At 70.4% G+C, this 21662-nt stretch carries 24 protein-coding genes and 1 tRNA gene; 16 read left to right on the top strand and 9 right to left on the bottom strand.

Annotated features, from left to right (window positions below):
• Positions 1-158: 158 nt before the first annotated feature.
• From F0Q34_RS08645 to F0Q34_RS08635, 3 genes are all read right to left on the bottom strand, one after another.
• Positions 159-2348, bottom strand: coding sequence for a hybrid sensor histidine kinase/response regulator (locus tag F0Q34_RS08645; RefSeq protein ID WP_161600805.1), 2190 nt, complete (start codon positions 2346-2348; stop codon positions 159-161).
• Positions 2349-2782: 434 nt separating this feature from the next.
• Positions 2783-3826 carry a glycosyltransferase family 4 protein gene (locus F0Q34_RS08640; protein WP_149811744.1) on the bottom strand — a complete coding sequence of 348 codons (1044 nt, stop codon included), beginning with the start codon at positions 3824-3826 and terminating at the stop codon, positions 2783-2785.
• Between the two features lie 38 nt (positions 3827-3864).
• Positions 3865-4689 carry a UDP-2,3-diacylglucosamine diphosphatase gene (locus tag F0Q34_RS08635; RefSeq protein ID WP_149811743.1) on the bottom strand — a complete coding sequence of 275 codons (825 nt, stop codon included), beginning with the start codon at positions 4687-4689 and terminating at the stop codon, positions 3865-3867.
• A 171-nt stretch (positions 4690-4860) separates the two neighbouring features.
• Here F0Q34_RS08635 and F0Q34_RS08630 point away from each other — a divergent pair, with 171 nt between their 5' ends.
• The gene (locus F0Q34_RS08630; protein ID WP_149811742.1) at positions 4861-5787 is read left to right on the top strand and encodes a diacylglycerol/lipid kinase family protein; all 927 of its coding nucleotides are present in this window, start codon (positions 4861-4863) and stop codon (positions 5785-5787) included.
• Here the strand turns inward: F0Q34_RS08630 and F0Q34_RS08625 are convergent.
• The 3 genes from F0Q34_RS08625 to F0Q34_RS08615 form a co-directional block, all read right to left on the bottom strand.
• Positions 5762-6550: an inositol monophosphatase family protein gene (locus F0Q34_RS08625; RefSeq protein WP_149811741.1), complete on the bottom strand. Its 789-nt coding sequence runs from the start codon at positions 6548-6550 to the stop codon at positions 5762-5764. The genes F0Q34_RS08630 and F0Q34_RS08625 overlap by 26 nt on opposite strands.
• 132 nt (positions 6551-6682) lie before the next feature.
• Positions 6683-7312 carry a bifunctional nicotinamidase/pyrazinamidase gene (gene pncA, locus F0Q34_RS08620; protein WP_149811740.1) on the bottom strand — a complete coding sequence of 210 codons (630 nt, stop codon included), beginning with the start codon at positions 7310-7312 and terminating at the stop codon, positions 6683-6685.
• A gap of 72 nt (positions 7313-7384) precedes the next feature.
• Positions 7385-8428 (bottom strand): amino acid ABC transporter substrate-binding protein, encoded by a 1044-nt coding sequence (locus F0Q34_RS08615; RefSeq protein ID WP_149811739.1) that lies wholly within the window; start codon positions 8426-8428, stop codon positions 7385-7387.
• A gap of 197 nt (positions 8429-8625) precedes the next feature.
• Between F0Q34_RS08615 and F0Q34_RS08610 the strand changes: the two genes are divergently transcribed.
• From F0Q34_RS08610 to hpf, 7 genes are all read left to right on the top strand, one after another.
• Positions 8626-8709: transfer RNA gene (locus tag F0Q34_RS08610), tRNA-Leu, on the top strand.
• A gap of 56 nt (positions 8710-8765) precedes the next feature.
• The gene (locus F0Q34_RS08605; RefSeq protein WP_149811829.1) at positions 8766-9419 is read left to right on the top strand and encodes a ribonuclease D; all 654 of its coding nucleotides are present in this window, start codon (positions 8766-8768) and stop codon (positions 9417-9419) included.
• 174 nt (positions 9420-9593) lie between these two features.
• Entirely contained in the window at positions 9594-10295 is a 702-nt protein-coding gene (gene lptC / locus F0Q34_RS08600; protein WP_149811738.1) for an LPS export ABC transporter periplasmic protein LptC, read from the top strand.
• Between the two features lie 14 nt (positions 10296-10309).
• Positions 10310-11248 carry an LptA/OstA family protein gene (locus tag F0Q34_RS08595; RefSeq protein WP_241665395.1) on the top strand — a complete coding sequence of 313 codons (939 nt, stop codon included), beginning with the start codon at positions 10310-10312 and terminating at the stop codon, positions 11246-11248.
• Positions 11245-11997 carry an LPS export ABC transporter ATP-binding protein gene (gene lptB / locus F0Q34_RS08590; RefSeq protein WP_149811736.1) on the top strand — a complete coding sequence of 251 codons (753 nt, stop codon included), beginning with the start codon at positions 11245-11247 and terminating at the stop codon, positions 11995-11997. Before F0Q34_RS08595 ends, lptB begins: the two co-directional genes overlap by 4 nt.
• A gap of 73 nt (positions 11998-12070) precedes the next feature.
• Positions 12071-13555 carry an RNA polymerase factor sigma-54 gene (rpoN, locus tag F0Q34_RS08585; protein WP_149811735.1) on the top strand — a complete coding sequence of 495 codons (1485 nt, stop codon included), beginning with the start codon at positions 12071-12073 and terminating at the stop codon, positions 13553-13555.
• Positions 13556-13634: 79 nt separating this feature from the next.
• Positions 13635-14291: a ribosome hibernation-promoting factor, HPF/YfiA family gene (gene hpf / locus F0Q34_RS08580; RefSeq protein ID WP_149811734.1), complete on the top strand. Its 657-nt coding sequence runs from the start codon at positions 13635-13637 to the stop codon at positions 14289-14291.
• 86 nt (positions 14292-14377) lie between these two features.
• On the opposite strand, the gene F0Q34_RS08575 is transcribed toward hpf, so the two are convergent.
• Positions 14378-15253, bottom strand: a complete 876-nt coding sequence (locus tag F0Q34_RS08575) for a universal stress protein (RefSeq protein ID WP_149811733.1) — start codon at positions 15251-15253, stop codon at positions 14378-14380.
• Positions 15254-15491: 238 nt separating this feature from the next.
• A complete protein-coding gene (gene pdxH / locus F0Q34_RS08570) occupies positions 15492-16088 on the bottom strand; it encodes a pyridoxamine 5'-phosphate oxidase (RefSeq protein ID WP_149811732.1) in 597 nt (198 codons plus the stop codon).
• A 136-nt stretch (positions 16089-16224) separates the two neighbouring features.
• Here pdxH and fabI point away from each other — a divergent pair, with 136 nt between their 5' ends.
• The 8 genes from fabI (at position 16225) to F0Q34_RS08530 (ending at position 20862) form a co-directional block, all read left to right on the top strand.
• Positions 16225-17064 (top strand): enoyl-ACP reductase FabI, encoded by an 840-nt coding sequence (gene fabI / locus F0Q34_RS08565; protein WP_149811731.1) that lies wholly within the window; start codon positions 16225-16227, stop codon positions 17062-17064.
• A 103-nt stretch (positions 17065-17167) separates the two neighbouring features.
• On the top strand, positions 17168-17347 hold the full coding sequence (locus tag F0Q34_RS08560) for a hypothetical protein (RefSeq protein ID WP_149811730.1): 180 nt from the start codon (positions 17168-17170) through the stop codon (positions 17345-17347).
• Between the two features lie 34 nt (positions 17348-17381).
• Entirely contained in the window at positions 17382-17570 is a 189-nt protein-coding gene (locus F0Q34_RS08555; protein ID WP_120006919.1) for a hypothetical protein, read from the top strand.
• A 51-nt stretch (positions 17571-17621) separates the two neighbouring features.
• A complete protein-coding gene (locus tag F0Q34_RS08550) occupies positions 17622-17843 on the top strand; it encodes a hypothetical protein (RefSeq protein WP_149811729.1) in 222 nt (73 codons plus the stop codon).
• A gap of 21 nt (positions 17844-17864) precedes the next feature.
• On the top strand, positions 17865-18101 hold the full coding sequence (locus F0Q34_RS08545; RefSeq protein WP_241665394.1) for a hypothetical protein: 237 nt from the start codon (positions 17865-17867) through the stop codon (positions 18099-18101).
• 97 nt (positions 18102-18198) lie between these two features.
• On the top strand, positions 18199-19305 hold the full coding sequence (gene aroC, locus F0Q34_RS08540) for a chorismate synthase (protein ID WP_149811728.1): 1107 nt from the start codon (positions 18199-18201) through the stop codon (positions 19303-19305).
• A 95-nt stretch (positions 19306-19400) separates the two neighbouring features.
• Positions 19401-20603, top strand: coding sequence for a hypothetical protein (locus F0Q34_RS08535; protein ID WP_149811727.1), 1203 nt, complete (start codon positions 19401-19403; stop codon positions 20601-20603).
• Between the two features lie 112 nt (positions 20604-20715).
• Positions 20716-20862 carry a peptide chain release factor 1 gene (locus F0Q34_RS08530; protein WP_149811726.1) on the top strand — a complete coding sequence of 49 codons (147 nt, stop codon included), beginning with the start codon at positions 20716-20718 and terminating at the stop codon, positions 20860-20862.
• 19 nt (positions 20863-20881) lie between these two features.
• Here the strand turns inward: F0Q34_RS08530 and F0Q34_RS08525 are convergent, their stop codons facing one another.
• Positions 20882-21622: a TlyA family RNA methyltransferase gene (locus F0Q34_RS08525; protein ID WP_149811725.1), complete on the bottom strand. Its 741-nt coding sequence runs from the start codon at positions 21620-21622 to the stop codon at positions 20882-20884.
• Positions 21623-21662: the final 40 nt, after the last annotated feature.

The following is a 21662-nucleotide window of genomic DNA, read 5'->3' as shown; positions in this document are numbered from 1 at the left end:
CGGCGGCACAGGCGGCAGGCGCCGCCCGCCCATTGCCCGGCGCCACCGGCACGAAAAGCCGCCCGGCCGGATCGCGGCATCGTTGCGCACGGAAGGCCGGAAGCGGCGCGGCGGGTCGGCCCAGACAGGGCCTGGGCCGCGGAACCGGAAGCGCCTTATCAGGAGGACTGACTGGCGGCGCCCTGGCCGTGTTCGCGCAACAGGCCCGACAACCGTTCCGCCAGATCCTCGGGATCAACCGGCTTGTGCAGCAGCAGGAGCGGGCCGGCCTCCGCCGCCTCCCCCAGGGCGCGGTCGGCCGCGTCCCCGGCATAGCCGGTGATCAGCAGCGCCGGCAGGCCAGGGCGCCGCTGGCGGGCGGCGCGCAGCACCGCGAGCCCGTCCATCCCGGGCATGGCGAGGTCGCTGACCAGCGCATCGCAGGGCGCGTCGCTTTCCAGATGCACCACCGCCGCGGGGCCGTCCGCCGCCTCGAACACGGCATAGCCCTGCTCGCGCAGCGCCAGGCTCAGCACTTCGCGCACCTGCGCCTCGTCATCCACCAGCAGGATGTGGCCGGAAGCCCGCGCCAGGGGATGCGGGGCGGCATCGTCCGCCGCGCCAGGCGCCGGTGCGACCGGCAGCCACAACAGCACCACCGTGCCTTCCCCCGGCTGGCTGCGGATCGCCAGGGCGCCGCCCGACTGCTCGGCGAAGCCCTTGGCCATGGCCAGGCCGAGCCCGGTACCCTTGCCCTTCGGCTTGGTGGTGAAGAACGGTTCCATCGCCTGGGCCAGGGTCGCCGCATCCATGCCGCAGCCGGTGTCCTCCACCGCCACCGACAGGTATCGGCCCGGCGCCAGCGTGGCGGTGGCATCCGCCGCATCCTCCGGCGCCGCCTCGCGCAGGCGGAAGCACAGCCGCCGCTCCGGCCTGGCCTGCATGGCGTCGCGCGCATTGATCGCCAGGTTGATCAGCACCGTTTCCAGCTGCGCGCCATCGGCCAGGGCCGGCGGCAGGCCGGGCGCCAGGTCCAGCTCGATGCGCACCTCGCGGCCGAGCGTGTGGGTCAGCACCTCCTGCAGGCCCCGCAGCATGTCGTCCAGCCGCACCGGCGCGGCGCGCAGTTCCACCCGGCGGGCAAAGGCCAGCAGCCGCCGCGTGACGGAAGCGCCGCGTTCCGCCGCTTCCTGCATCATGCGGGACAGCTTCCGCACCGTGGCCTCGTCCGCCGGGCGCTTGCCCAGCAGCTTGGCGCCGCCGAGGATCGCCTGCAGCACATTGTTGAAGTCATGCGCGACCCCGCCGGCCAGCCGCCCCAGCGCCTCCATCCGCTGCGACTGCACCAGGCGCTGCTGCGTCGCCTCGCGCTCCCGCCGGGCTTCCTCCAGGTCGCACAGGGTGCGGCGTCGGTCGAGCCAGAGCAGCGACAAGGCGAGCGCCGCCAGCAACAGGACCGAGAAGGCCAGGGCCGTGGCACGCAGCGCCGGCCGCACGAAATCCGTTCCGGCGATCTCGGTCGCCGCGTCCAGCGACACCAGAACGGCGAGCGGCGCATCCTCCAGGATGCGGAAGCCGATGAGCTTCTCGCGGCCATCCGACGGCTCGATCAGGCTCAGCCCCCCGTCCTGTCCGGCGGCCAGGGCCTGCATCAGGGGATCGGACGCCGACAGCACGTCGCCGGATTGCTGCGGCGCCTCCTGCCCGCGTGCCAGCACCGTGCCGTCGCGACGCAGGATCAGCGCCGTGTTGTGGCCCCCCAGGCTCAGCGCCGTCAGGTCCTGCGACAGCCGCTCGGGGTCCACCGACACCACCAGGACGCCGGCCGGGCGGTCGTCCCGGTCCAGCAGCGGACGGCTGAATTGCAGGCTGCGCCGCCCGGTGGTGCGACCGGTCAGCGGGGCGCTGACATAGAGCTGGGCGCCCCCCCCCGACCGGTGGGCCAGGAAATGGGGGCGATCGCCCAGGTAAACCCGCTGCCATCCCGGCGCCGAGGACCAGACCAGCCAGCCTTCATTGTCGATCGTGCCGACCTGCAGAACCCCGAAGCGGTGGCAGGCGGGCACCGAGGTGAGCTGCGCCTCGATCATCCTGGCGACATCCTGCACGCCGCTCTGCTGCAGGATCTGCCGGGCCCGTGCCAGATCGCTCAGGCCGCGGATGCTTTCCAGCATCCGCATCAAGTTCTGTTCGATGGCTTCGGCGGCGACCTGGGCGCGCGCCAGGGCCGCGAGCTTGGCATTCGCCTCCACCCGGTCGGCACTGCGCTCGGCCACGGTCCAGGCGGTAACCGTGCAGGCCAGCCAGCCAAGCAGGGCCAGCAACCAGACACCCGGTCCCTGGAAGGTCAGCAGACGGCCTTTCCTCAACCTGGACATCCGCAGCGGCGGCAAGCTCCTGTGCGGGCGGCGCCGCGATCGGGGCGCCGCGGGATAAGGGTTCCCGTGCCGCCGAATGGGGCCGCACCAGACGCAGCCCCGTCCGGCGGATGCCGGCAGCGCTGCTCATGGTGAGCAGATGCTATGGAAAGCAGCCGCGATCAATGGGAAAGGCGCGCGGGGATGGAGCGCCGCGCGCTGGCAGGTAGCGAATTCAACGCCGCCCGGGCTTTCCGCCCCGCCACGGAACCCCAGCCCGCGACATGGCGAAGGTGAGGTGACGCGGGAAGCCCCGGCCCGGCGCCACCGCCTCCATCGCGGCACGAAGCGCCATCGGCACCGCGCCGCCGGGCAGGGTGCGGCGCGGATGCGCGGCCACCAACATCGGCGGCCATAGGGGCCAAAGGCGTTCCACCGGCCCCCCTTCAATGGCGGGCCGGCGTCATGGTGTCGCGGAAGCGGGCGGCGCAGGCTTCCCAGGACCAGCGCTCGGCATGGCGGCGGCAGGCGGCGCGGTCGGCGGCCAGCGCATCAAGGCAGGCGGCGCGCAGATCCTCGCCCAGCGCCCCCACCTTCTCCGGCGCCGGCCCGATCACGTCGATCGGCCCGGTCACGGGATAAGCGGCGACCGGCGTGCCGGAGGCCAGCGCCTCCAGCAGCACCAGCCCGAAGGTGTCGGTGCGGGAAGGAAACACAAAGGCATCCGCCCCCGCATAGGCGGCGGCGAGTTGGCCATTGTCCAGCCGCCCGGTGAAATGCGCCTGGGGGAAGCGGCTCTGCAGGGCGGTGCGCTGCGGGCCATCCCCCACCACCGCCTTGCTGCCCGGCAGGTCGAGCGACAGGAAGGCGGCGATGTTCTTTTCCACCGCCAGACGGCCGGCATACAGGAAGACCGGACGCGGCAGATGCGCCCACGGGTTGCCGGGCGCGCCCGGAGCCGTCACCGGGTGGAAGCGGCGCGTGTCCACGCCGCGCGACCAGGCGGCGATGTTGCCGAAGCGGCGTTCCCGCATTTCCGCCGCCAGGGAAGGCGTCGCCACCAGGGTCGCGGCGGAAGCGGCATGGAAGCGGCGCATCACCGCCCAGCTCCATTCCACCGGCACGCGCGTGCGGGCGTGGAGGTATTCCGGGAAGCGGGTGTGGAAGGAGGTCGTGAAGCGCCAGCCGCGGCGGCGGCAGATGGCGCGCGCAGCCCAGCCCAGCGGCCCTTCGGTGGCAACATGGATGGCGTCGGGCGCGAAGGCGTCGATCAGCTGTTGCAGGCGGCGGCGCGGCGCGAGCGCCAGCCGGATCTCGGCATAGCCGGGCGTGGGAAGGGAATGAAAGCGGTCCGGCCCGATCACCTCCACCGTGTCGCCGCCGGCCCGCAGCAGGTCGACAACCGTGGACAAGGTGCGCACGACGCCATTGACCTGCGGGAACCATGCGTCCGACACCACCAGCAGCCGCGCCGGCATGCCGGGGATCATGGGTGGCCCCTTGAAGAACGGAAAGGCATCGGCGGCGATCAGGCGGACAGCGCCAGGTGCGGCGGCGGCATCGGCGCCGCCGGCCAGGGCGAAAGGCGGTTCTCGGCGGCCCAGTCGATCAGCTCGAAGCGGCCATCGGGATGCTCCACCAGCGCGGTGCAGGATTCCACCCAGTCCCCGTCATTCATGTACAGCACGCCGCCGATGTCGCGCATCTCGGCATGGTGGATGTGGCCGCAGATCACGCCGTCGAAGCCGCCGCGCCGCGCTTCCAGGGCCAGCGCGGATTCGAAGCGGTCGATCGCCTTCACCGCGCCCTTCACCTGCCGCTTCAGCCATTGCGACAGCGACCAGTAAGGATAGCCGAACTTGCGGCGCACCAGGTTGAAATAGCGGTTCAGCGTGAGGGCGAGGTTGTAGGCGCCATCGCCGAGCAGGGCGAGGAACCTGGCGTAGCGCACCACGCTGTCGAACTCGTCGCCATGGATCACCAGGAAGCGGCGGCCATCGGCGGCTTTGTGCTCGGCCTTCAGCGCCAGCTTCACGCCGGCCATTTCCAGCCCCAGCCAGTTGCGGAAGATCTCGTCATGGTTGCCGGGGATGTAGGTCACGGCGGTGCCGTCGCGCGCCTGCCGCAGGATCAGGCGGATCACCTCGTCATGGCAGGAATCCCAGTACCAGGTCTTGCGCAGGCGCCAGCCATCGACGAAGTCGCCCACCAGATACATCTGCTCGCATTCGGTCTGCCGCAGGAAATCCGCGAGGAAATCCGCGCGGCTGCCGCGCGTGCCGAGATGCGCATCCGAGATGAAGACGCTGCGGTACCGGCGCTTCGGGATGGGGGCGGTCCTGCTCTGGTGCATGGTCATCCGGCTGCTGCGACGCATCTTCCATAGGCGCTGCCGTCACGGCACGGCGTGACGTTTTCCTGACATGCGGCCGGTTTTCATGAAGTTTCGGCGACGGCGCGATCGGCGCGGGACGCCGCTGCCGCCGCGCACCACATTGCGGGCGAACCGCATGAAGCCCGAGGAATGACGACGCTGCATCCGATCGCGCCGTTGATCGTGTTCAATCCCGCCGCCGGCAGCCGCCGCCGGCAGAAGCTGCACCGCGCCCTGCGCCTGCTGCCGGGCGCGGAGCTGGCGGAAACCGCCGCCCCCGGCGATGCCGAGCGCATCGCGCGGGAAGCCGCGCGTTCCGGCCGCCCCTGCGTCGTCGCGGCGGGCGGGGACGGCACCATCGCCGAGGTGGCGGCGGGGCTCGCCGGCAGCGACACGGCGCTCGGCATCCTGCCGCTGGGCACCGCCAATGTGCTGGCGCAGGAGCTGGACCTGCCCATGCTGCCGGAAGCCGCCGCCAGCTGCCTCGCCACGGGGCGGGAGGTGCTTCTGTGGCCCGGCATCGCGCGCTTCGCCGATGGGCGGCAAAGGCTGTTCGTGCAGATGGTGGGCGCCGGCTTCGATGCGGCGGTGGTGAAGAACCTCGACCTGCGGCTGAAGAAGGCGATCGGCCGGGGTGCCTATGTCTGGCATTCGCTGCGCGAGCTGCCGCGCTACCGCTTCGCGCCGATCTCGGCCTCGCTGGATGGCGGGGCGCCGCTCGCGGCCTCGGCGCTGGTGGTCAGCAAGGGCCGCTTCTATGCCGGGCGCTACACCCTGGCGCCGGGCGCCAGCCCGGTGCAGCCGGGTTTCCATGTCGCCCTGATGCGGGGCGGGGCGGCCCAGGCGATGCTGGCCGGCGCGCTGCTGCCCTTCGGCCTGTTGCCGCGCCTGCCGGGGCTGACGCGGCACCGCGCCGGCCATGTGGCGCTGGACGGGATGGAGGTGCCGGTGCAGGCCGATGGCGACCCCGCCGGCACCCTGCCGCTGGTGGTGGAGGACGCCCCCGGCCCGCTGCGTGTGCGCCTGGCGCGGGAGCCGCGCCGAGGGCCGCTCAGCCCTCCAGCACCATGCCGGTGAGGGCCGCCAGCGGCGCCGCGATGCCGGGGGCTGCGGCCAGGATCGGCGCTCCCTTCCCCGCCGCGTTCTGCTGCAGGAAGGGGCTGACCCGCGCCCCGGCTTCCGACAGGATGGCCAGGGCGGCGGCCACGTCCCACAGGTTGATGTATCGCTCCACATAGGCATCCAGCGCGCCGCAGGCCACGTCGGCCAGCCCCAGCGTGCCGGAGCCGCCGGCGCGCAGCATCGCCCCCTGGCCCATCACTGCCTGGCACAGCGCGTGATAGGCGTCGTTCGGCACGCGCGGGGACCAGCCGCATTCCACAATGGCGCGCGACAGCCCGGCGGTGGCGGCGGCGCGGATCGGGCGGCCGTTCAGCGTGGCGCCCCGCCCTTCCGCGCCCAGGAAGCACTGGTTCAGCTCCGGCGCCACGATGGCGCCGAGCACCGCCCGTTCTTCCGTGACCAGCCCCACCGAGACGCACCAGCGCTGGCCGCCATGGGCGAAGTTGGAAGTGCCGTCGATCGGGTCCACCACCCAGCGCAGCGGGCCATCCCGGTGCAGCCCGGCTTCCTCCCCCTGGAAGCCGTCTTGCGGGAAGCGCTGGCGCAGCGCGTCGGACAGGAAGCGCTCCACCGCGCCATCGGCCTCGGTCAGCCAGTCCTGGGCGCCCTTCAGGGTGATGGCGGCGCTGCCATGGGCGGGGCGCAGGCGCAGCGCGAGGGCGGCGGCTTCCCGCGCCAGCGTCTCGGCGGCTTGCAGGCGTTCCGTCAGGTCCGTCATGGTGCGGCTGTTCCCTTGCCGTTGCGGCGCCATGGTATCCGGCACCGCCGGCGGCAGCCTCCGTTGATCCGCGGCAGCCTGTCCGCATGCCGCACATTCCGTGCGCGGCTGGAAGCCGGCCGCGGGTGGCGCTCAGCCGAGCTCGTCGCTTCGGGCCAGCAGCACCCCCTTGTCGCGCAGCCGCCGCGTGCCGGCGGCCGTCGCTTCCGGCGTGATGCCGCGGCAGGCATCCTCCAGCAGCACCACCTGATAGCCGAGATCGGCGGCATCCTCGGCCGAGACATCGGTGCAATAGCCGCGTGCCAGGCCGGCGATGAAGATGCGCCGGATGCCGCGCTCCGCCAGATAGCCATGCAGGCCGGTCTGCGTCGCGCGGTCATTCTCCCGGAAGGCGGAATAGCTGTCGATGGCGCGGCGGAAGCCCTTGCGCAGCACCATCTGGAAGCGGGCCGCGTCCAGCGCCGGGTGCAGCGCGGCGCCCGGGGTGCCCTGCACGCAATGGTCGGGCCACAGGACCTGCTCGCCATAGAACAGCCGCACGGTTTCAAAGGCGGCCTTGCCGGGATGCTGGCTGGCGAAGGAGGCATGGTCCACCGGGTGCCAGTCCTGCGTCGCCACGGCATGGGAAAAGCGCGGCAGGATGCGGTTGATCGCCGGCACCACCGCATCCCCATCGGCGGCCGGCAGCGCGCCGCCCGGCATGAAGTCGGGCTGCACGTCAACCACCAGCAGCAGGTCATGGTCGGGCGCGATGCGGATCATGGCGCCAGCCTAGAACAGATCGCGGCGCCGCGGAACGATCCCGCCCGCCCCTTCCCGGAAGCTCTGCGCCGCTCAGCGGAAGGGCGGCGACCACATCAGCCCGCCATCCCGCGCCAGCCTGTTGCGGCCCCGGTCGACGCCGACCGGCGTCATGTTGCGCTCCCACATCTCGCCATAATGGCCAACCGCCTGGATCGCCTTCAGCCCCCAGTCATTGCCGAGGCCGAGCGGCTTGCCGAACTCGCCCGTGCCGCCCAGCAGGCGCTGCACCTCCGGGTTCGGGTCCTGCAGGCGGCCTTGCGCGTTGGCGGCGGTGACGCCGTGCTCCTCGGCGGCGACCAGGGCGTTCAGGGTCCACTTCACGATGTCCGCCCAGCGGGCGTCGCCCTTGCGCACCAGCGGGCCCAGCGGCTCGCTGCTCACCGTCTCGGGCAGGATGACGTAGTCGTCGGCGCGCGCGCCCTGGGCAGCGCGCACGGCGGCGAGCCCAGTCCGGTCGGTGGTGTAGGCGTCACAGCGCCCGGCCACGAAGGCCGCCGTGACCTCCTGGAAGCTTTCGATCACCACCGGGGTGAAGCGGATGTTGTTGGAGCGGAACCAGTCCGCCAGGTTCAGCTCGGTGGTGGTGCCGGGCTGCAGGCAGATTGTGGCGCCGTCCAGCTCCCGGGCGGAGGACACGCCCAGGCCGCGCTTCACCATGAAGCCCTGCCCGTCATGCACCAGCACCCCCGCGAAGGAGAGCCCGATGCCGACATCGCGGGCGAAGCTGTAGGTGGTGTTGCGCGCAAGTAGATCCACCTCGCCCGATTGCAGGGCGGTGAAGCGGTTCTGTGGCGTGGTCGGCACGAAGCGCACCCTGGCGGCGTCGCCCAGCACGGCGGCCGCCACGGCGCGACAGAAATCGGTGTCGATGCCGCGCCATTCGCCGCGCGAATCCGCCTGGGACAGCCCGGCCACGCCGGTGGACACGCCGCAGGCCAGGGTGCCGCGCGCCTTCACCGCCGCCAGCGTGTCGGCGTTCGGCTGCTGCGCCCGAAGCGGAGCGGAGGCGGCCATGACGGCCAGGGCCAGCCCAGCCAGGAAAAGGCCGGCCAGGGCAAGGAAGGGGCGTCGCATGGGAAAACCTCCCAGGTTGTTGGCGCCGGATGGTTGGCGAAGATCGCAACCCTGCCCACGGGCCGGAGTTTCCATCCCCTTCGCTGGGGTTGAAGGAAGGTTTTTCACCAGATGTCGCAAAACTGCAAAACCCCCGTTGACGCCGCGCCGCCTCCCCCATAAAAGCCCGTCCACGCCGTTCGGCGGTTCGCCTCCTTGCCCAGGTGGTGGAATTGGTAGACGCGCTGGCTTCAGGTGCCAGTGACCGCAAGGTCGTGAAGGTTCGAGTCCTTTCCTGGGCATATCTCCCCCGCCTCCTCCGGCCCGTACGCTATTGCCGGAAGCCGCAGAGGGGATGATGGCCAAGACCTTGTTTACCCCGAATTCGCTGATCAAGCTGCACCGGCACGACCTGCCGCCCGGGCTTGATTTCGGCCCCGTTGTCGCCGTTGACACGGAAACCATGGGCCTCGATCCGCGCCGCGACCGGCTTTGCCTTGTGCAGCTTTCAGCAGGCGACGGCACCGCGCATTGCGTGCAGATCATGCCCCCCACCCTGGGCGGCCGCGGCGCCGACTGCCCCAATCTGAAGGCGCTGCTGGCCGATCCGGCCGTGGTGAAGCTGTTTCATTTCGCCCGCTTCGACGTGGCCATGCTGCGCGCCGCCCTTGGCATCGAATGCGCCCCCGTCCGCTGCACCAAGATCGCGGCCAAGCTGGTGCGCACCTTCACCGAGCGGCATGGGCTGAAGGAGCTGTGCCGCGAATTGCTGGGGATCGAGATCTCCAAGCAGCAGCAATCCTCCGACTGGGGCGCGGCCGAGCTGACGCCGGAGCAACTGGCCTATGCCGCCTCGGACGTGCTGCACCTGCATGCGCTGTGGGAAAAGCTGGAAGGGCTGCTGCGCCGGGAAGGGCGGCTGGAACTGGCGGAAGCCTGCTTCCGCTTTCTGCCGGCACGCGGCGCGCTGGATCTGCTGGGCTATGACGATCCGGACATCTTCGCGCACTGAGCGCTGGGCAGCCAGCCTCCACCACAATCCTGGCATGATTTTTGATTGGGGAAAGTCCGGCTGCGTTGACCCCGGCGGCCCTCCACCCCATACAAGACCGGTGAGGCCCTTCCTGAATTCCATCCACCCGTCATGCCGGCACCCTGGCTCGCGGCCCGCTGTCCGGCAGGCGGCATGACCATGGCCATTCCGCCGCGCGACATCCCCTCCGCGCCCGTCGCCAGGAGCGGCGGGGGGCAGGGCCGGTCGCGCATGCTGCTGCCGTCCCGCGCCCGCATGGTGATGAACGAGGGCGCCCTGGCCCGCCGGCGCTTCTTTGTGCGCATGGCCCGCTGGCTGCTGCCGCTGGGCGCGCTGGGGCTGCTGGCGGCGGTCGCGTTGTGGCCGGAATTCGACAGCGCCGAGGATCGTGGCCGCCTGGCCCTTCGCCGGGCCGGGCAGACCACCACGGAGGCCATGCGGCTTTCCACCGCCCGCTACCAGGGGCTGGACGAGCAGGGCCGGCCGGTCAACGTCACGGCCAGCCAGGCGCTGCAGCGCGAACAGGAGCTGATCGACCTGATCCGCCCGCGCGCCGACATGGTGACCAGCGGCGGGGCCTGGGTGCTGCTGGAATCCGAGAAGGGCGAGTATGCCCGTGACAGGAACGAGCTGGATCTGGCCGGCCAGGTGACGCTCTGGCACGAGGATGGCAGCACGTTGCGCACCGAAGCCGCGCAGATCGACCTGAATGCCGGCAATGCCGAGGGCGACCAGCCCGTGGCGGCGCAGGGCCCGTTCGGCACGCTGGTGAGCGAGGGCTTCCGGCTGGAAAACCGCGGCCAGGTGGTGGTGTTCACCGGCCAGGCCAAGGCGGTTCTGGAGGGCGGCCGATGAGGCATGCGGTTCCCATGGCCACGCTTCTGGCCGCGCTGACATTTGCCCCAGTGGCGCTTGCCCCGCTGCCGCTGGCGGCGCAGGCACTGGACCTCACCCAGGGCGGGCCCATCGAGGTCACCGCCAGCAACGGCATCGAATGGCGCCAGCAGGAACAGCTGGTGATCGCGCGCGGCAATGCCCGCGCCGTGCGCCAGGGCGTCACCGTCACCGCCGACCGGCTGATCGCCCGCTACCGGCCGCGCGCCGGCCAGCCGGCCGCGCAAGCGGCGCAGGACGGCGATGCCTCCCCCATGTCGGGCGGCGAGATCTGGCGGCTGGAGGCCGAGGGCAACGTCAAGATCGACAGCGCCACCGACCATGCCGAGGGCGACCGCGCCATCTACGACATGGACCAGGCGGTGCTGGTGCTGACCGGCCGCGCGCTAAAGCTGACCACGCCGCAGGAGGTGCTGACCTCCCGCGACAGCATGGAATACTGGCCGCAGAAGCGCATGGCCGTGGCGCGCGGCGCCGCGCATGTGGTCACGCAGGACCAGCGGCAGATCTTCGCCGACACGCTGGTGGGCTATTTTCAGGACCAGGGCGGCGCCGCCCCGGCCCAGGCCGATGCGCGGCAGGGTGGCCCCGACGCCGGCAGCCAGCTGGAGCGCGTCGAGGCCTTCGGCAATGTCGAGATCCGCACCCCGTCCGAGGTGGTGCGCGGCGATCGCGGCGTTTATTCGGAGCTGACCGGCATGGCCCGCCTGCTGGGCCGAGTGCGCATCACCCGCGGCGACAACCAGTTGAACGGGCAGGAAGCCATCGTGAACATGCGCAGCGGCGTGGCGCGCCTGGTTTCCACGCCCGGCGGCCGCGTGCAGGGGCTGATCATCCCCCAGCAGGGCCAGGAGGCGGCGCCGCAGGGCCAGCCCCAAGGACAGCCGCAGGAACAACGGGGACGCGGCCGATGAGCGCCAGCCTGAAAGTGGTGGAAGGCGAAGGCGGCCTGGTCGCCCGGGACCTTGGCAAGCGCTTCAAGAAGCGGCCGGTGGTGCGCGGCGTCTCGCTCAGCGTCCGGCGGGGCGAGGCGGTGGGGCTGTTCGGCCCCAATGGCGCGGGCAAGACCACCACCTTCTACATGATGACCGGGCTGGTCCGCCCCGATCAGGGGCAGGTGTTCATGGATGGGCAGGAGGTCACCACCCTGCCCATGTACCGCCGCGCCCGCATGGGCCTCGGCTACCTGCCGCAGGAAGCCTCGATCTTCCGGGGCCTGAGCCTGGAGGACAACATCCGCGCCGCGCTGGAGGTGGTGGAGCCGCAGCGTGACCGGCGCGAGCAGATGCTGGACGAGCTGCTGGCCGAGTTCGGCCTGACGCATCTGCGCAAATCGCCGGCCCTGGCGCTGTCGGGCGGCGAAAGGCGGCGCTGCGAGATCGCCCGCGCCCTGGCCACCCATCCCGCCTACATCCTTCTGGACGAGCCGCTGGCCGGCATCGACCCGATCGCGGTGGGCGAGATCCGCGATCTGGTGAAGCATCTGAAGAATCGCGGCATCGGCGTGCTGATCACCGACCACAATGTCCGCGAAACGCTGGAAATCATCGACCGTGCCTACATCCTGCATGATGGCCAGGTGCTGATGGAGGGCACGCCAGAGGACATCGTGGCGCATGAGGATGTGCGGCGGGTTTATCTCGGCGAAAGGTTCAGCTTGTAGCATGGGCCCGCTGCACCGGCTTTGTGCGGCATCCACCTTGTTTCGGCCATTCCCGGTCGCCGGAAGCTGAGCCATGGCCATCGGCCCGCGCCTGGACCTGCGTTTCACCCAATCCCTCGTGATGACGCCGCAATTGCGGCAGGCCATCAAGCTGCTGCAATCCTCGAACCTGGAGGTCAGCGCCTTTGTGGAGGAGGAGCTGGAGCGCAACCCGCTGCTGGAGCGGGACGAGCGCCCGGACATCCCCCCGCCGGAATCCGCGCCACCGCAGGAACCGGCTGCGGCGCCGGACAGCTATGACGCGGCGGGCGCCGCCACCCTTCCGGCCGAGGCCGATGCGCCGCTCGACATCCGCGACTGGTCCAATGTGTATGACGGCGAGCCCGCACGGGGCGGCCGGGCCGATTTCGAGGATGCGCCCCGCGGCATCGAGGAACTGGCCGCCGAGCGCCCCCGCACGCTGCGCGAGGAGCTGGCTTGGCAGGTGCGCCTGGCCTTCCCCGAGGCCGGGGACCGGCTGATCGCGGCGCAGCTGATCGCCCTGCTGGACCCCGCTGGCCGCCTGGCCATCGAGGACGAGGCCATCGCCGCCGCCATGGGCTGCGACGTGCCGCGTGTCGCCCGCATCCGCGCCGTCATGCAGCGTTTCGAGCCGACGGGGTTGTTCTGCCGTTCCCTGCGCGAATGCCTGGCGGTGCAATTGGCGGAACGCGACCGGCTCGATCCGGCCATGGCCGCGCTGCTGGATCACCTGGAGCTGCTGGCGCGGCGCGACCTGCGCGGCCTGATGCGCATCTGCGGCGTCGATGCCGAGGACCTGGCCGACATGGTGGCCGAACTGAAACGGCTCGATCCCAAGCCCGGCGCCAGCTTCGACGCCAGCCCGGCCATGCCGCTGGTGCCCGACGTGCTGATGCGCCCCGCCCCCGCCTGGACCGCCCCCGACGGCACGCTGGAAGCCGCCTGGTTGCTGGAGCTGAATCCGGAAACCCTGCCGCGCATCCTGGTTAATCGCGGCTTCCACGCCCGCGCCCAGGTCAGCGCCACGCGGGAGGAGCGGGCCTTTCTGTCGGAAAAGTACCAGGCCGCCACCTGGCTGGTGAAAAGCCTGGAACAGCGCGCCAGCACCATCCTGAAGGTGGCGGCCGAGATTGTGCGCCGCCAGGACGGCTTCTTCCGCCATGGCGTGACGCATCTGCGCCCGCTGATCCTGCGTGACGTGGCGGAAGCGGTGGAGCTGCATGAAAGCACCGTCAGCCGCGTCACCGCCAACAAGTACATCGCGACGCCGCGCGGCTGTTTCGAGCTGAAGTATTTCTTCACCACCGCCATTGGCGGCACCGGCGGTGAAACTTTCAGCGCCGAGGCGGTTAGACACCGTATCCGGAGCATGGTCACCGCCGAATGCCCAGACGATATCCTCAGCGACGATGCCATCGTCGCAGCCCTCCGCCGTGAAGGTGTGGACATTGCCCGCAGAACGGTGGCCAAATACCGGGAAGCGTTGCGCATACCTTCATCTGTGCAACGCAAACGGGAGAAGGCCGTCCCGGCCTGACCCGGTGCGGGCGTGACCCGCCCGCTCCGCCGTCCCACGGGACGGCCCCTCGTCAGTCAAGAAGGAGGGGTTACTTCACATGCACATCGTCGTCGCAGGCAAGCAGGTCGAAACCGGCGAGGCCCTCAAGGTCCATGTCGCCGAAGGCCTCAACAACGTGACGAAGAAATATTTCGACCACGCGCTCGAGGCCTATGTTACCTTCAGCAAGAACCGGGCCTTCTTTGCCTGCACCGTCGACATCCATGCCGGACGCGGCCTCAGCCTGCGCGGCCAGGGCGAAGGCCCCGACGCCCACCGCGCCTTTGACGAGGCGGCCGCCCACATCGCCAAGCGGCTGCGCCGCTACCGCCGGCGGGTCAATGAGCATGCCCGGAACCAGGCACCGGACCGGCTGCCCGCCACGGCGGAAACCGCCCGCTCCGTGATCCTTGCCCAGGCCCCGGACGAGCCGGATGAAACCATCGATCCCGACATCCTGTTGGACCGGGTGACCGATGACGGCATCGCCGACGGCCAGGATGGCCAGGACGGAGCGGATGGCATGGACCATGGCACCGTGATCGCCGAAACCCCCACCGAGATCGCCCGGCTCACCGTCAGCGAGGCGGTGATGCGGATGGATCTCGGGCAGATGCCGGTGATGATGTTCCGCAACCAGGCCAGCGGCCAGCTCAACGTGGTTTACCGCCGCTCCGACGGGCATGTGGGCTGGATCGACCCGCAGGCCAGCTAGGCCCCTTCCCGGGGAGGTGGCGTCTCAGGGAGCGCCGGGCCGGGGTGGCTGTTCCACCCCGGCCCGGCGCTCCACCAGCACCCATATCAGCGGCACATCAGAACGGGGATGTCCGCATTCTCCAGCACATGACGGGTGACGCCACCCAGGATCAGTTGCCGCAGGCGCGAATGGCTGTAGGCGCCCATGCACAGCAGGTCGGCGCCGAAATCGCGCGCCCCACCCAACAGCCCGGCGCCCACCTCGCGCGTCTGCGGCTTGAAGGGCACCGCTTCCGCGGTGATGCCGTGCCAGCGGAGATAGGCCTGCACCCCCTCGGCCCCTGGCCCGCGGCGCTGGTAATCGTCGCTGTAGAGGATGCGCACCGCTTCCGCGTGGTGCAGCCAGGGCAATGCCGCGGCAACGGCGGCGGCGCTTTCCGCCGTGCCGTTCCAGGCGCAGCAGACACGCCGGCCGATGGCCTGCGGCGCTTCGCGGGGCGCGATCAGCACGGGGCGGCCGGAGTCGAACAGCACCGCGTGCAGCGCGTCGGAGGAGGAAACATCCTCATCCGCCTCCGGATGAGGCACCACCGCCATGTCGTAGAGGCGGGATTGCTGCGCCACGACATCCTCCTCCCGCCCGGCGATCGACTCGAAGGACAGGGTGGGGCCGTCGCTCTTGGCCGCCGTTTCCGCGGACAAGGCGATGGTGACGTCGCAGCCCTGCACGAATTTCTCGAACAGGCTGCGCACGCGGCTGGCGCGTTCGCCGCTTTCGCGCTCGGTCGCCGCCATCATCTCCTCGATCATGGCGCCGGACAGGCCCTCGCCGGCCAGTGGCGCGACATCACGGGCATCCACCCGCACATGCAGGCAGTGGACATGGCTGTTCCAGGTGCGGGCGACCATCAGCGCAGTGTTCAGCGCAGCCTCCCCCGCGGCGGTCCCGGTCAGGGGAAGCAACAGCCGGCGATAGGCCATGGCTCGGTCTCCTTTGATCACTCCAGCGCCCGCCAACCCTGCCGAGCCTCGGGCGATGCCCTGCATAACACGGCCAAGCCCAAGTTGTTCCAGCCCTGAACATGGTTCCAGGCAGCAAGAAGGCGCCGGGGTGGCATCAGGCTAAGGCCAGACCAGCCGGAACGGAATCAAAACCCGCTTCTCCGCGCAACGGGACATCCCCCGCCGCGGCCCGGCAGGCCGACCGGCCCCTTGTTGCTCAGGGAAAGGCGCGGCCCATGGTCCAGCCTCCGCCTGGGGCGGCGTCGAACATCCGCCGGTCATGCAGGCGGAAGGGCATGTCCTGCCAGAACTCGAAATGGCCGGGCAGCAGGCGGAAGCCGCCCCAATAGGCGGGGCGCGGGATATCCGCTTCGGGAAAACGCTGCTCGGCGTCCCGCAGCGCCGCCTCCAGCGTGGCCCGGCTATCGAGCGGGCGGGATTGCTGCGACGCCCAGGCCCCCAGCCGCGACAACCGCGGGCGCGTCGCGTAATAGGCGTCGGATTCGGCCTCGGTCACCGCCTCGATGGCGCCCTCGATGCGGATCTGCCGGCGCAGCGACTTCCAGTGGAACAACAGCGCGGCGCGCGGATTGGCCAGCAGCTCGCCGCCCTTACGGCTTTCGCGGTTGGTGAAGAACACGAAGCCGCGCTCATCCAGCCCCTTCAGCAGCACCATCCGCGCGGACGGAAAGCCATCCGGCGTGGTTGTGGCCAGGCACATGGCGTTGGGGTCGTTCGGCTCGGTGGCCTCGGCCTCGGCCAGCCAGGCGCGGAACAATGCGAACGGATCGTTGGATGCATCGGACGCGGTCATGCGGCTCCCCTGCCCAGCCTCTTGCCCCAGGCCCCTTGCCCAGCCGGAGGCGGTGTGCCACCACGGCGTGACCCTTGCAACGGGGATGCCCTGCCCGGCCACCCTGCAACCCTGAGCCAGATGGTTTCACCCGCCCATGGAAGCTGACGCCCCGCACGCCCCCTCCAGCCCCGCCGGCACGTTGATGGCGGGCAAGCGCGGCCTGATCATGGGTCTGGCCAATGACAAGTCGATCGCCTGGGGCATTGCCCGCGCCGTCGCCGCGCAAGGGGCCGAGCTGGCCTTCACCTATCAGGGCGAGGCGCTGGAGAAGCGGGTGCGGCCGCTGGCGGCCAGCGTCGGCAGCGACATCGTGCTGCCCTGCGACGTGGCGGACGAGGCCAGCGTCGATGCCGCCTTCGCCACGCTGGAACAGCGCTGGGGCCGGCTGGACTTCCTGGTGCATGCCATCGCCTATGCGGACAAGCAGTATCTGCGCGGCCGCTACATGGACACCCCGCGGGACGCCTTCCTGCAGGCGATGGACATTTCCTGCTATTCCTTTGCCTCTGTCAGCCGGCGTGCCGTGGCGCTGATGCCGGAAGGCGGCTCGCTGCTCACCCTGACCTATCTCGGCGCCGAGCGCGTGACGCCGCATTACAATGTCATGGGCGTGGCCAAGGCGGCGCTGGAAGCCAGCGTGCGCTACATGGCGGTGGATGTGGGCGACCGGAACATCCGGGTGAACGGCATCTCGGCGGGGCCGATCAAGACCCTGGCCGCCAGCGGCATCGGCGATTTCCGCTACATCCTGAAGTGGAACCAGTACAACTCGCCGCTGAAGCGCAACACCACCATCGAGGATGTCGGCGGCGCCGGCGTGTTCCTGTTGTCCGAGCTGGGCAGCGGCGTCACCGGTGAGGTGCTGCATGTGGACAGCGGCTACCATGTTGTCGGCATGAAGGCCGTCGACGCGCCGGACATTTCCACCGTCTGACGCCGCTGCGCCGGCCATCGGGCCGGGCGCGGAAACCCCCGACAGCTGCGACCGTTTCCCTTCCATGCGGCCATGCCGGCCGCGTGAAAGGGAAGGCTTCTGCATGAGCGAGCGGACCCCTCAATCGGGGCAGCCGCCCCTGCCGCCCGGGGCGCATGGGCCCACGCCGCGCAGCGGCCAGCCCACCGAACCCGCTTCCAGCGAAGCCGAGGCGGATGCCGCCATGGCCGAGGAGCAGGCGCGCAAGGAGCGCGCCGAACAGGCCGGGGCCCGCCTCCGCTAGTCGCGCCTTTTCCAGCATCCAAGGAGATCCAGTGATGAGCAAGGCGCATATGCCGCCCGTGCCGCCGGAGAACCAGCCCAAGGTCCCCGGAGCCGACCGCGAATCCCCCGCCGCCAAGGCGGAACAGAAGGCGCGGCCGCAGAACAACATCCCGCAGAACCAGGGCCGCAGCGCCGACATCCAGCAGAACACCACCCACCAGGGCTACCAGCAGGACCGCTGACAGCCCGACCGGCCCCCGACTGGTCCACCAACCGGCCAAGGAGAAGGCAGCATGCCCGAACGCGACCCCGACACCGAACGCCATGGCGGCCCCGGCAGCAGCCACCAGAACCGCCAGGACCCCAGCAAATCCGCGGCCACCGGGCACAAGGGCGGCGGCGGCACGGAAGGCCCGGAGCCCGGTTCCTCCACCAACAGCCGCAACAGCCGGATCTCGGGCGGCGGCGGCGAGCGGGACCGGCACCACGTCCACGACACCACCGAGAAATCCTGAGCGGAACAAGGAGGCACCTGAATGGCCGATCCGCAACAGAACCGTGACCGGATGAACCCGCGGGACAGCGGCACCATCCGCAAATCCCACCAGGGCGAGGCGGAACAGCAGGAAACCGCCAGCGGCACCATCCGCCAGCCGATCCAGCCCGGGGAAACGCAGCCCGGCGAAATGAACGAGCTGGCGCAAACGCTGGGCGGGCCGGTGGACGTGTTTCCCGCCGGCGGCCGCCGCAAGACGCCGCAATCAGGCGCCTGAAACCCGCCTGACCGGCCGGCGCGGCGGCAGGGGCCCTTGGCCTTTGCCGCCGCTTTCCGCATAACCGGCGATCCTGTTCTCCCGCCGGTGCGTTTTCATGTCCCACAACAGTTTCGGCCATCTGTTCCGCGTCACCAGCTGGGGTGAAAGCCATGGCCCCGCTATCGGCGGCATCGTGGATGGCTGTCCGCCGGGCCTCGCGCTGTCGGAAGCCGATATCCAGCCCTTTCTGGACCGCCGCCGCCCAGGCCAGTCCAAATTCGTGACGCAGCGGCAGGAGCCGGATCAGGTCCGCCTGCTGTCCGGCGTGTTCGAGGGGATGACCACCGGCACCCCGATCGCCTTCATGATCGAGAACCAGGACCAGCGCAGCAAGGATTACGGGGACATCAGGGACCGCTTCCGCCCCGGCCATGCGGACCTGACCTACCATCTAAAATATGGTGTGCGGGATTACCGCGGTGGCGGCCGGTCCTCGGCGCGCGAAACCGCCATCCGGGTCGCCGCCGGCGCCATCGCCCGCAAGGTGCTGGGCGATGCCATCGCCATCCGTGGCGCCATGGTCGCGATGGGGCCTCTCGGCATCAACCGCACGCGCTTCGAATGGGACGAGGTGAATCGCAACCCGTTCTTCTGCCCCGACCCCCAGGCCGTGCCGCTGTGGGAAGAATCCCTGGCCGCCACCCGCAAGGCCGGCAGCAGCCTGGGCGCGGTGATCGAGGTGGTGGCGGAAGGCCTGCCGCCGGGCCTGGGTGCCCCGCTTTATGGAAAGCTGGATGCCGACATCGCCGCCGCCCTGATGAGCATCAACGCCGTGAAGGGCGTGGAAATCGGCGAAGGCTTCAGCGGCGCGGCGCTGGACGGTGAATCCAATGCCGACGAGATGCGCATGAACCCGGATGGCACGGTGCAGTTCCTGTCCAACCATGCGGGCGGCATCCTGGGCGGCATCTCCACCGGCCAGCCGGTGGTGGCGCGCTTCGCGGTGAAGCCCACCTCCTCCATCCTGACGCCGCGCCAGTCGGTGGACCGCTTTGGAGCCGAGGTCGAGGTGCTGACCAAGGGCCGCCATGATCCTTGCGTCGGCATCCGCGCCGTGCCGGTGGGCGAGGCCATGCTGGCCTGCGTCCTGGCGGATCATCTGCTGCGGCACCGGGCGCAGAATCCGGAGGCACCCTCGCAGGCGCGCCTGCCCCGCAACTAATCGTGAAGGTCGCTTGCATGCGGCCAACCCTCCGCTTGACGCGGCGTTTCGCCCTCCGGAAAGGTATCCTGGTCCGATGGGAGAGGCTGAAGCCGATGCAGCGCACCGATGATGCCTCTGGCCGTCAGGATTGCCTTGGCTTCCTGGCGCTGGCGGGCGAGGCGCCGTGGCGGGACCGCATGGCGGAGATCGCGCGGCGTGCTGTGCCGAATTCCTGGTGCGGCCGCGCCACGCAGCAGCGCCATGCCCTTGAGCTGATCCTGTCGAAGCTGGCGAAGCCGGAGAACGGGGTCGCGCCCAACCGGGCCGAGCGCCGCATCATCGGCCTGGCGCGCGATGCCGTGGCCCTGGCCGACACCCTGCCGGAGCCTCCGCGCGAACGGCTCCGCCAGCGCCTGCTCGAAGGGCTGGTGGGCGAGGCGACGCTGATCCCGCTCTTTCACCTGCTGCGGGAAGCCGCACGCCAGCGCGCCCGTGGCTTCACCGTGCATTTCACCGGCCTGACCGACGGAACCCCGCACGACCTGATGCTCGAATATGGCGAGGCGCGGGCCGAGCTGGTCTGCGAAACCGTCTCGGCCGAGGAAGGGCGCCACCTGAACCGCGGCGACTGGTTCACCCTGGTGGATGGGGTGAATCCGGAGCTGCAGAACTGGCTGGCCGCCCATCCGGGCCGCTACCTGCTGAAGATGACCCTGCCGGACGGCATCCAGAGCCCGGAGGAACTGGCCGCCCTGCAGCAACGCGTCAGCACCATGCTGGCCGACCAGAAGCGGCAGGATGCCAATGGCGCCGCCGTGCTGAAGCTTGACCCGCTGCTGCTGGCGGGGGTGCAGGCGGCGGGGGCCGGTTTCTCGGCCCGGCTGCGCAGCCAGTTCGGTCCCGACGCGCATCTGGCCGTGACCAGCGATGCCACCGGCAGCAGCGTCTTTGTCATGGCCGCGCGGGCCGGGCGGGAGAATGCCATCGCCGCGGCCATCACGCGCCGCCTCGGCAACGCCGCGATGAGCCGCCTGTCCGGCACCTGCGCCGGCCTTGTTTCCGTTTTCCTGGAAGATGTGGACCGTTCCGAATGGCGCGGCCTGCGGGAAACGCTGGAACTGGAAGGCAGCATCCGCCGCTTCTTCACCACGCCGGACGCGGCGCGGATCACCGCCGCCAGCTGCGTCACCCGCCTGGAGATGTTTGACTGCGCCCCGCCCGACGCGGCCGCGCAGGGCGAAGTACGCTTCCGCAACCAGGGGCACCGCGAGGCGGCGCGGCCCGAATTGCAGCCGGCAATCTCCTCCCTGGCCTGAGCGGTGCTTTTCTGCGCCGGTCACGACAACGTTCCATCGCCCAGCTGTAACTTTCCGGGCCATGTTGCGTTGCACGAACTCCGTAACCGCCGTGCCAGAGACGAGACCAACGATGTCCGAGCGCGACATGGAAGCCAAGCTCCTGGAGCTTGATCGCCTGCTGAACGACCCCGAGGTGCGGATGGACCCGCACCGCGTCTGGTCCCTGCTGCAGGAAATCGCGACGGCCGGCAAAATGGCGGCGCCCCGCGCCGCCTGAGGCGGCCTTCGGCCTTTCTCTAGCCTTCCTTGCGTGCGGCGATCAGAAATTCCCGGTTGCCCTCGGGCCCCAGAATGGGGCTCGGCTCGATCCCCAGAACCGTCCAGCCCGGTAGCGCCTTCCACCAGTTCCGCACGGTGGCACAGACGGAGTCATGCACCGCGGGGTCGCGCACCACGCCGCCCTTGCCGACCTTGTCGGGCCCCGCCTCGAATTGCGGCTTGATCAGCGCCACCGCCCAGGCCCCCGGCGCCGCCAGCCCGAGCGCCGCCGGCAGCACCGTGGCCAGGCCGATAAAGGAAGCATCGCACACCACGATGCCAGGTGCCTCCGGCACCAGCGTGGCATCCAGCCAGCGGGCGTTGGTCCGTTCCATCACCACCACCCGCTCATCGCTGCGCAGCTTCCAGGCCAATTGCCCATGGCCCACATCCACGGCGTAGACCTTGGCCGCGCCATGATGCAGAAGCACGTCGGTGAAGCCGCCGGTGGAGGCGCCCACATCCAGCGCGATCCGCCCGGCCGGGTCCAGCGCGAAATGCTCCAGCGCATGGGCCAGCTTCATGCCGCCGCGGCTGACCCAGGGATGCTCCTGCCCCTTCACCTCCAGCGGCGTGTCCCCGGCGACAGGCTGTCCCGGCTTCTCCACCCGCCTGGTGTTGGAAAACACCTTGCCGGCCATGATCAGCGCCTGCGCCTTGGCGCGGGATTCCACCAGGCCACGCTCCACCAGGGCGAGGTCGGCTCTTTGCTTGGGCATTGCTTCTGAAACTCCGAAGGCGGTGGGCGCTGGCCCGGCG

This window comes from Teichococcus oryzae, assembly GCF_008386565.1.
Classification (GTDB): domain Bacteria; phylum Pseudomonadota; class Alphaproteobacteria; order Acetobacterales; family Acetobacteraceae; genus Pseudoroseomonas; species Pseudoroseomonas oryzae.
The sequence above is the reverse complement of the archived record's forward strand: the minus strand, read 5'-3'. Positions and strand labels throughout refer to the sequence as shown.